The organism is Mesorhizobium sp. M8A.F.Ca.ET.202.01.1.1, from assembly GCF_004791595.1.
Classification (GTDB): domain Bacteria; phylum Pseudomonadota; class Alphaproteobacteria; order Rhizobiales; family Rhizobiaceae; genus Mesorhizobium.
Genome location: NZ_SRUN01000038.1, coordinates 1 through 9,123, shown reverse-complemented (window position 1 = coordinate 9,123; position 9,123 = coordinate 1). Strand labels below are relative to the sequence as shown.

The following is a 9,123-nucleotide window of genomic DNA, read 5'->3' as shown; positions in this document are numbered from 1 at the left end:
AGGCAACGCTCGCAGCCACGGTGACGTCGAGGCCGGGCAACGTCATCAGGCGGCGGATTGTCTGATCCTGGAGGGCATGTACGGCGATATCCGCCTCGACCACCGTCAACGCCTCGTTGATCTGGTTAATCAAGCCGAGGTGGCGCTCGATGGCGGCGCGCTCAGCCGCAGGCAATATTTGCCTCGTCAGCCATTTGCGCCCGCTGATCCCGACGAGGTCCCATGCGGACACGGCGGGATCAGGTGGGCGTGGAGGATTGACTGGATCAGGTTCTTCAGCCGCGAACGCTGGCGAACCAGCTGTGTCCGCCTGGTGACCTGTCTTCGGAGGGCAAGGGTCCCCGGATCCGGAACCCAGACCTCCGGCAGAAAGCCCGAGGCGTAGAGCTTCGCAAGGACAGTGGCGTCGATCGTGTCAGTCTTCACCTTCGCGTGCGCGATCATGTGCAACTGCTTAGGATTAGCGATCACGATCCGATCGACGTAGGGCGCCAGCACTGCAGCGACGGCCGCGGCATTAACGGTCGCCTCGATCCCCACATGATCATCGCGGGTGAGTTCCCTCCTGGCGAACTCCTCGAGCTTATTGCGCAGCATTTGAACGCGGCCGAGCTTGACGATCTCGCCATCAAGCAACGACACGACCTCGGCGGCTACGCGGTTTATGTCCATGCCGATAATACGCACGGTTCCCTCCATCGTTGGTCACGAACAGGGAGCCAGCGGGCAACACGACAAATACGGATCCGCGCTCGCAGCGCATCCGGGCGAGTCGTAGGGGCGGCCAGATAACGTGCTCGAACTCGCAGTTCATCTGCATACGACGGCCTGCCCGCACTTGCGTGCTCCCGGTGCCCCGTGGCCCGGATGCGCCAAGCTTAACGAACCTGACAACCGAACAAACGATGGCACCAAGAACATCATGCCGGATAATGGCTTCATCGAGAGCTTCAACGGCCGACTGCGCGATGAACTGCTCAACGAGACGCTGTTCACCTCGCTGGCTCAGGCGCGCGTAGCCATCGCCCTGTGGCGCGCCGACTACAACACCGCGCGGCCGCACTCCCAAATCGCCTGGCAGATCACGGCCGAGTTCGCCAGCACCTTCAATCCGCGACGGTCGCTCGCGCTGCGCTATGCCAAAGGCTCCGCGCCAGCGCCCGTCGCTTCACCCGCCCAGCAGGGCACAACCCACGCCGCGATGCGTGTCCAAAACCCGACAGCGGCAGAAAACATGTCAGGTTCAAGACAACGCCGTGTTGGTGCCCGTACGTTTTTCTTAGCACAACCATACACTTAATGCGGGCTAGGCGTCGCTGGCATGGCCTTTGCTGATTGAGATGCGGCAACAGTGGGTGAGGGCGGACCGCATGCGAATGCGCCTAGTCGAGTGATGGTCTCCCTAACCGGTGTGTTGCTTTTTTGAGAGAAGAACCAGCACGCGCATACGGTGTCGATGATGCGGATGAAATCCTCGGCGCCTGCGATGGCGGTAACGACGACTTCGATGGTGAGCTCAATCGCATGATCATGGTCATCGACCATGCCGGCCGATGCATTGGTTGCGGAGCCTGCGGGCGCGTCTGCCCTAAGAACTGTCAGACCCATGTCGCGGCCGACCAGATCGGAGCATGAGCAGCATGTTTGACGAGACAGAACCAGGAGATCGGATTTGCCCTTCATGATCTTTTGCCGGCTCAGTTCCGGTTCTTTGCGGCAACGCTAGCCCAACATACAGCGATGCTCGTCGATCTCGGGACGGAACTTGTGGAGGAAGACGTGGTATTGCTCGAGGACTACGCATACCGCGTTATGGCGTTCCATCGGAGGAAACCAAGACGGCGATCCGTCTGTGCGCGCGGCTCGAGGGCATGATTACCGATCCCGTTTACGAGGGCAAATCGATGCAAGGGATGATCGATCTCGTCCAAAGGGGCTTCTTTCCACAGGGATCGAGGGTCCTCTACGCACATCTCGGCGATCAACGGGTGCGGCTACACCTTTCGCAACGGTTGACGTCGACAGATTGCAACATCCCTGCCGTGCCGACGAGCGAGGTGTACAATGACGCAAGCGCGACGGAAGGTTGAGAAGCCATTTAGTCTCTCAGTTAGAGAAAAGGAGTGCATTAGCTGGGTGGCGAGAGGAAAATCTTCGTGGGAGATAGGAAAAATCCTAAATATATCATATAATACTGTCAATTTCCATATAAAAAATGGGATGCGGAAACTGGATTGTGGCAGCAGAACGGTCGCTGCTATAAAGGCAATCAACATGGGAATCATAGAATTGTAAGGAGATCTCTTACTTCGATAAAAGCCAGACTCACAATCAGAGTTTTAACGCTGGCAAGAACTGTGCATTCTTTACGGCGCCAGACCTTGAGTTGCACCCTCGGTCGTGGCTGCACTAGTCGGACAAGATCCGGGGTGGCTGCTAGCCCGTTTTCTCACCGCATCTGGCGTTAGGCGGTGTTTTGGCCTGGCCAGGAGCCGGTATCGTGCCCCGATCTCGAAGACGGTGCGCAATCGCCGCGTGTGTGCGGCGATTTGAGCTTGTGCAATGTACCTTTTTTGTTGGCGGGAAGGGTTCGGGTCCTGCGGCGCCATCTGGGCGCGGCCCGTATTCGGGCGTGTGCCAGGGCGAATTCGTCGGCATAGGGACACGCCGAAGCATCGCGACCTTGATGCGCCGTACCGAGACGCGGACCCGCGCACCGATTTTCAGTAGCTTCAACTCGATCGTGCCGCAGGTGGGCTCGGCGGGCCGGGTGTGGGCGAGGCCGAGGCGGCGCAAGGCGCAAATGAGAACGTAGACAAACGAGGCAAACCAAAGCCGCAACGATTGGCGCGCAGGTATGGGCGCTGGTGCGATCGGGTAGACGGAAAGCGCCCGTGCCGCCTAGCGCTCTGGCTTGAGGACGACACGATAAAGCGCGGATTGGCACCCAGCGTCGTGCACTCGGCCTGAGCCACAGCCCTTCTTTCGTCAACCACAGGAAAGTCGCCAAAGACGCGTGCGACCTGTGACCTGCCACGGGTAATTTCCTCCATCTGAGATTAGAGTCCGGCCTCGATTGAAGGACGGACTGATGAAGAGAAGGCGGTTTACAGAAGCAGATCATCACGGTTCTGCGTGAGCATGAGGCGGGAGCAAAGGCGGGCGACCTGGCGCGCAAGCATGGGATCTCCGAGGCGACGCTGTATAACTGGAAGGCGAAGTATGGCTGATGGACGTCTCCGATGCCAAACGGCTGAAAGCCTTGGAAGACGAGAACGCGAAGCTGAAGAAACTGCTCGCCGACCAGATGCTCGAAGCGTCGGCACTGCGCGAGCTTCTTTCAAAAAAATGGTAGGGTCCGCCGCCAAGCGCGAAGCCGTCGCGCATCTGCAGGCCGTCATGGGTGTGTCGGAGCGTCGGGCCTGTTCCTTCGTCGGTGCCGATCGCAAGATCGTCCGCTATCGGTCCCGGCGTCCGCCGGAGACGGAGCTGCGCAAGGTTACGCGACCTCGCCAACGAGCGCCGCCGCTTCGGCTATCGACGCCTGTTCATTCTGCTCCAGCGCGAGGGCGAGCCATCAGGGGTCAATCGCATCTACCGGCTCTCCCACGAGGAGGGTCCGGCGGTGCGCAAGCGCCGGGCACGGCGACGAGCGGTCGGCACGCGGGCGCCGATCCTGGTTGAGGCGAAGCCGAACGCGCGCTGGTCGCTAGACTTCGTCCATGATCAGTTCGCCTGCGGGCGGCGGTTCCGGGTGCTGAACATCGTCGACGACGTGACGCGCGAATGCCTTGCCGCGATCCCGGACACGTCGATCTCCGGCCGGCCCCTTGCTCGGGAACTGGCTGACCTGATCGCCTGGCGCGGCAAGCCGGACATGATCGTTTCCGAACACGGCACAGAGTTCATCTCGAACGCCATCCTCGCCTGGGCAGATCAGAACAGCGTCGAATGGCATTACATTGCGCCCGGCAAGCCGATGCAGACGGATGTTGTAGAATAGCCCGTTCTTCTCATTCGGCATTTTTTTCCACAGCCTTCGGCCTTTCCGGCCTCGTTCGCCATCGGGAAGTCGCGGCTGCATAGGCAGCTTCCGCCTTCTCGACGCGGAATCGTTCTTCGGCGCGCTTGGCCGGGATGTTATAGGTCGAAGGCGGTGCCGCGTCTGGCGTGGCTGGTCGGAAGGCCGGCACGCAGCTCGACCGATCTGAACTTGCGGGCAAGCAAGGCCGGCCGGACCCAGATGTAGTCGGTATCCTTGCTCAGCATGTGCCAGATGATCATTGCAAGCTTGCGCGCAGTGGCGACGGCCGCGATGTGCTTCCCGCGGCGCGAGGCGATCCGCTTGTGGAAGGCGCGAAGAGGTCCTGGCGATCGCACAGCCGCCCATGCTGCCTCGACCAGCATCCCCCGCGCATGGCCGCGGCCCTGCTTCGTGATGCGCCCGTGATAGGCTGGCCCCTCACCGGACTGCCGCACGCTCGGATTGAGGCCAAGATAGGCAACGAGCTTCTGTGGATCGCTGAAGCGCCGTATGTCGCCGATTGCCGCGGCAACGCTCGCAGCCACGGTGACGTCGAGGCCGGGCAACGTCATCAGGCGGCGGATTGTCTGATCCTGGAGGGCATGTACGGCGATATCCGCCTCGACCACCGTCAACGCCTCGTTGATCTGGTTAATCAAGCCGAGGTGGCGCTCGATGGCGGCGCGCTCAGCCGCAGGCAATATTTGCCTCGTCAGCCATTTGCGCCCGCTGATCCCGACGAGGTCCCATGCGGACACGGCGGGATCAGGTGGGCGTGGAGGATTGACTGGATCAGGTTCTTTAGCCGCGAACGCTGGCGAACCAGCTGTGTCCGCCTGGTGACCTGTCTTCGGAGGGCAAGGGTCCCCGGATCCGGAACCCAGACCTCCGGCAGAAAGCCCGAGGCGTAGAGCTTCGCAAGGACAGTGGCGTCGATCGTGTCAGTCTTCACCTTCGCGTGCGCGATCATGTGCACCTGCTTAGGATTGGCGATCACGATCCGATCGACGTAGGGCGACAGCACTTCAGCGACGGCCGCGGCATTGCCGGTCGCCTCGATCACCACATGATCATCGCGGGTGAGTTCCCTCCTGGCGAACTCCTCGAGCTTATTGCGCAGCATTTGAACGCGGCCGAGCTTGACGATCTCGCCATCAAGCAACGACACGACCTCGGCGGCTACGCGGTTTATGTCCATGCCGATAATACGCACGGTTCCCTCCATCGTTGGTCACGAACAGGGAGCCAGCGGGCAACACGACAAATACGGATCCGCGCTCGCAGCGCATCCGGGCGAGTCGTAGGGGCGGCCAGATAACGTGCTCGAACTCGCAGTTCATCTGCATACGACGGCCTGCCCGCACTTGCGTGCTCCCGGTGCCCCGTGGCCCGGATGCGCCAAGCTTAACGAACCTGACAACCGAACAAACGATGGCACCAAGAACATCATGCCGGATAATGGCTTCATCGAGAGCTTCAACGGCCGACTGCGCGACGAGCTGTTGAACGAGAGCCTGTTCTTCGGCCTTGACCACGCCCGCAGTGCCATTGCCGAATGGAGGCAGGACTTCAACACCGCGAGGCCGCATTCCTCGCTCGGCTACCAGACCCCGGTGGCCTTCGCCGGAACCCTAGCCGCAACCGGCTCCCACGCTGCGCTCAATGAAGGCTTCGCGTCTCCGCCGGTTGCTCAAACCGCGCGATACGGCGTAACAGAAACGGTCGAGGCTCTAATCGTCACGATGAAAGTTCAGTGGCAGGTCACCTGACCACTTGCCTTGGACCCCGGCAGGCTTCCGCCAGGCGGGGGCGATCTTCGTTACAAGCCGCTCGTTGCGGGCGACCCCGAAGACAGTCGACGCGGTTTTGCTCGCACCAGGCCATCAGCGCCTCGCGGGCAAGCCGGGATCGGCGCAGGATGGCGCGGACCTCGGGGCCACGACTTGCGGATTTGCCTCACGATCCGCGCAACCTCCTCGACGCTCCCTTGCTGGCGTGAATGTTGGAACGCCTGAGCTTTGCCGCCAGCAGATGCCGGCCGCAGAAGACGTAGAGCGGCAGGTGGCACTAGCCCTTGTAGCACGTTCTGGGCTGGGGACGCCGCACCCTTCGGCAGTCCCCCTCGTCTGGTAGCTTTCTGCCGAGATGGTTCTGACCGATATCGCTGGGGACTGGACCGAGTGCGTGCTGGTCGCCAGTTCACGTTGACTCTCTAGTTGGGTTTCAGCCTCGGCCTTGGCTGGACGATCCAACATCTCTCCAATGTGTTTGTGACGATCCTACCATTCTAGGTAGGCGACACTGGTCGAGCTTGCCGTCTATAACTCTACGAAGCCATTTTGATTCCAGTTTCGATGCTATCGCGCCATCATTTGGTCGAGGAAAGACTATGCTTGAAGAGAATACCCCAAACTCCTTACTTGCCTTCGAAACCCTCGAATCGAACGTGCGAGCGTATTCTCGAACGTTTCCTGTTGTGTTCAGGAAAGCTGCGGGAGCCATTCTCGAGGACGAGAATGGCTCAGAGTTTATCGATTTTCTCTCCGGCGCGGGCGTCCTCAACTACGGTCACAATGATTCGGATTTTCTGAATGACGCAAAGAAATACCTGGAGTCAGGCGGAATTATTCATGGGTTAGACATGGCTACTTCTGCAAAAAGAGAGTTTATGGAGTATTTTGACGCCACAATATTACGTCCACGTGACATGACATACAAATTTCAGTTTCCCGGCCCTACCGGGGCCAATGCCGTGGAAGCGGCGTTAAAGCTCGCACGGAAGGCCACGGGTCGGCAAACTGTAATTTCATTCACCAACGGCTTTCATGGAGTGAGCTTGGGCGCGCTTGCGGTAACGGGTAATCGAACCCACCGGGGTGCGGCAGGATTAACGCTAGTCGGTGCAGTGTTCATGCCTTATGACGGCTATTGGGGAGCCGATCAGGACACTTCGGAATATCTGGGCAAGGTGCTTGCTGATGCAAGCAGTGGTGTCGATCTTCCTGCTGCCATCATTCTGGAAACAGTCCAAGGCGAGGGAGGCATAAATCCTGCGAGCAAGATTTGGCTGCAGTCGCTCGAGCTACTTTGCCGAAGGAACGGCGTCCTTCTGATTGTTGATGACATTCAGGCAGGTTGCGGACGAACAGGTAGTTTCTTCAGTTTCGAATTTGCCGATTTATCGCCAGATATAATTGTTTTGTCAAAGTCTCTCAGCGGCTGTGGACTGCCGCTATCCCTTTTGCTGCTCAAACCTGAAATAGACGTTTGGCAGCCCGGCGAACACAATGGAACATTCAGAGGCAACAATCTCGCGCTTGTGACTGGGGCTTCTGCGTTACGAAAATATTGGACGGATGAAAAGCTGTCTCACGGCGTTACGGAAACAGGGCGAATTCTCAACAAGCGCCTTCAGCAGATTGCTCAAAGTAGCGGCGATCCTAGCCTTTCCGTGCGCGGAAGGGGCATGATGCTCGGGATCGATTGCAATACAGGCAAACTGGCCGAGAAAATCGTGCACAGGGCCTTTGAAAGTGGGCTGGTGGTAGAGCGATGCGGCGCGGAGGACCAGGTTGTCAAGCTTCTTCCCCCTTTGACGATCGATGGGGAGACGCTTCAACGCGGTCTCGACATATTGGACAGTTCTGTGCACGCAAGCGTCTAATCAGTCGAGGCTGTATGCATAGACAGTGGGGTGATTTTCTTTTCCGCTGCAGCGGAATCGACGATGGACAGGATCACGCTCCGGGGTCGACCGTCCGCCCCGTTGAGCCCTTCCCAATGTTGTGCCGTGCCGATCAAGCATCTCTGACCTTACAGCTTTGCAGATTGCCGACAACGTGATTGGTGGAACATGAATGCGACGATTCTGAAATTCGGGGGCTCTTCTTTTCTGCATCCCAAGGACTACGGGCGAATTGCTGGGCATCTGGCCGACCGACTGGCGGCTGGCGAACACAAAATCGTTGCCGTGGTCAGCGCGATGTCAGGCACCACTTGCAACTTGAAAGCGGTAATGCTCGACGTCAACAAGCAAGCATCGCCATCAAATCTCGATGGGGCACTTGCGACCGGAGAGATGCTCAGTGCCTCCCTTTTGGAGGCTGCCATCAGCCGGCTGAGTATTCCAGCCATATCTTTGAACGGATATTCCCTTGGAATACGTACGAATTCGGATTTCGGTCGCGCGTCTATCAAAAGCGTGGACCCCACGCCAATCCTGGCAGCACTGCAGGAGCATGACGTCGTTGTTGCCGCGGGTGCCCAGGCAATTGATCAGTCCGGTCGGTTAACGTTTCTCGGCAGAAACAGCTCTGACCTGTCAGCTATCGCAATTGCGTCCATGTTGGGAGAGCACACTTGCGAAATCTACTCGGATGTTCCAGGCGTCTATACGGCAGACCCTTACTTGGTCGCAGGAGCACAACTGATTCCGGAGATTTCTTATCCCGCGATGCTACAGATGTCGGGACATGGTGCGAAGGTACTGCACCACAGGGCGGTGCATTACGCCGAAACGCACAACGTCACCATTGTTTGCAAATCGCTGACCAGCGACGGCGTCATCACCGGTACGATCGTGACTGGCCATGGGAACGCCCGCTCTGTGACCGTAGCTCGTGAGATCCCGGTGTTTTCGTGTGCCACCCTTGAAGAATGCGACAAACTTTGCGCGCTTCTTGCTCGACACGACATCAACGCGATCCGCGTGGAGGACGGCCACGGGGTAGTGATATGCATTGTAAGCGATATCGATTTTGCCCTTCGACTTGTCGCACTGTCGGACACTGTCCCGGTGTTCATTGGTTCAAAAAACGTGGTGACGGAACTCGATTCTTCCGTGTTGCGCGTCCACGTGGTCGGCGATTATGACCGGGCCGTTGCCTTGGCACGCCAAATCCACGAACGAATGTATCCTGCAGCCGTTGGCGCACCCTCTCGGTGAGAATGGCTGGGCAGCCCTCCAGCCTATATGTTTAGTCCCGGCATTTGCTGGAGCGGATCGAGTTTGAAGCGTTCCGGTTGTGACGCCCACGCCTTGCAGATGAACTCGTAGGGCGTAAGGCCTTTGAGGGTCTTGAGCCTGCGACCGAAGTTGT

General features: G+C 58.9%; 3 protein-coding genes and 10 pseudogenes. 8 read left to right on the top strand and 5 right to left on the bottom strand.

The features are described from left to right. Nucleotides 1-186: 186 nt before the first annotated feature. Entirely contained in the window at nt 187-687 is a 501-nt protein-coding gene (locus EN845_RS33620) for a transposase (protein WP_245511874.1), read from the bottom strand. A gap of 244 nt (nt 688-931) precedes the next feature. Here EN845_RS33620 and EN845_RS33615 point away from each other — a divergent pair. The 4 pseudogenes from EN845_RS33615 to EN845_RS33600 all read left to right on the top strand — a co-directional run. After that, nucleotides 932-1,099, top strand: a pseudogene (locus EN845_RS33615) (transposase); the annotation flags it as partial. 347 nt (nt 1,100-1,446) lie between these two features. Next, a pseudogene (locus tag EN845_RS33610) lies at nt 1,447-1,635 on the top strand (4Fe-4S binding protein); the annotation flags it as partial. Between the two features lie 87 nt (nt 1,636-1,722). Further along, nucleotides 1,723-2,016: pseudogene (locus tag EN845_RS33605) on the top strand (pyridoxal-phosphate dependent enzyme); the annotation flags it as partial. A gap of 87 nt (nt 2,017-2,103) precedes the next feature. Beyond that, a pseudogene (locus EN845_RS33600) lies at nt 2,104-2,295 on the top strand (helix-turn-helix transcriptional regulator); the annotation flags it as partial. Nucleotides 2,296-2,608: 313 nt separating this feature from the next. On the opposite strand, the pseudogene EN845_RS36520 reads toward EN845_RS33600, so the two are convergent. Beyond that, nucleotides 2,609-3,053 (bottom strand): annotated as a pseudogene (locus EN845_RS36520) (transposase); the annotation flags it as partial. Between the two features lie 38 nt (nt 3,054-3,091). Here EN845_RS36520 and EN845_RS33585 point away from each other — a divergent pair. Beyond that, nucleotides 3,092-3,985, top strand: a pseudogene (locus EN845_RS33585) (IS3 family transposase); the annotation flags it as partial. Nucleotides 3,986-4,013: 28 nt separating this feature from the next. On the opposite strand, the pseudogene EN845_RS33580 reads toward EN845_RS33585, so the two are convergent. Next, nucleotides 4,014-5,237: pseudogene (locus EN845_RS33580) on the bottom strand (IS110 family transposase). Nucleotides 5,238-5,481: 244 nt separating this feature from the next. Between EN845_RS33580 and EN845_RS33575 the strand changes: the two are divergent. After that, nucleotides 5,482-5,793, top strand: a pseudogene (locus EN845_RS33575) (transposase); the annotation flags it as partial. A gap of 33 nt (nt 5,794-5,826) precedes the next feature. Here EN845_RS33575 and EN845_RS36515 read toward each other — a convergent pair. Continuing rightward, nucleotides 5,827-6,091 (bottom strand): annotated as a pseudogene (locus tag EN845_RS36515) (transposase); the annotation flags it as partial. A 322-nt stretch (nt 6,092-6,413) separates the two neighbouring features. Here EN845_RS36515 and ectB point away from each other — a divergent pair. Both ectB and EN845_RS33560 read left to right on the top strand, forming a co-directional pair. Beyond that, nucleotides 6,414-7,688 (top strand): diaminobutyrate--2-oxoglutarate transaminase, encoded by a 1,275-nt coding sequence (gene ectB, locus EN845_RS33565; protein ID WP_127311131.1) that lies wholly within the window; start codon nt 6,414-6,416, stop codon nt 7,686-7,688. Between the two features lie 189 nt (nt 7,689-7,877). Continuing rightward, on the top strand, nt 7,878-8,969 hold the full coding sequence (locus EN845_RS33560; protein ID WP_127311130.1) for a uridylate kinase: 1,092 nt from the start codon (nt 7,878-7,880) through the stop codon (nt 8,967-8,969). A 23-nt stretch (nt 8,970-8,992) separates the two neighbouring features. Here the strand turns inward: EN845_RS33560 and EN845_RS33555 are convergent. Next, nucleotides 8,993-9,123: pseudogene (locus EN845_RS33555) on the bottom strand (IS481 family transposase); the annotation flags it as partial.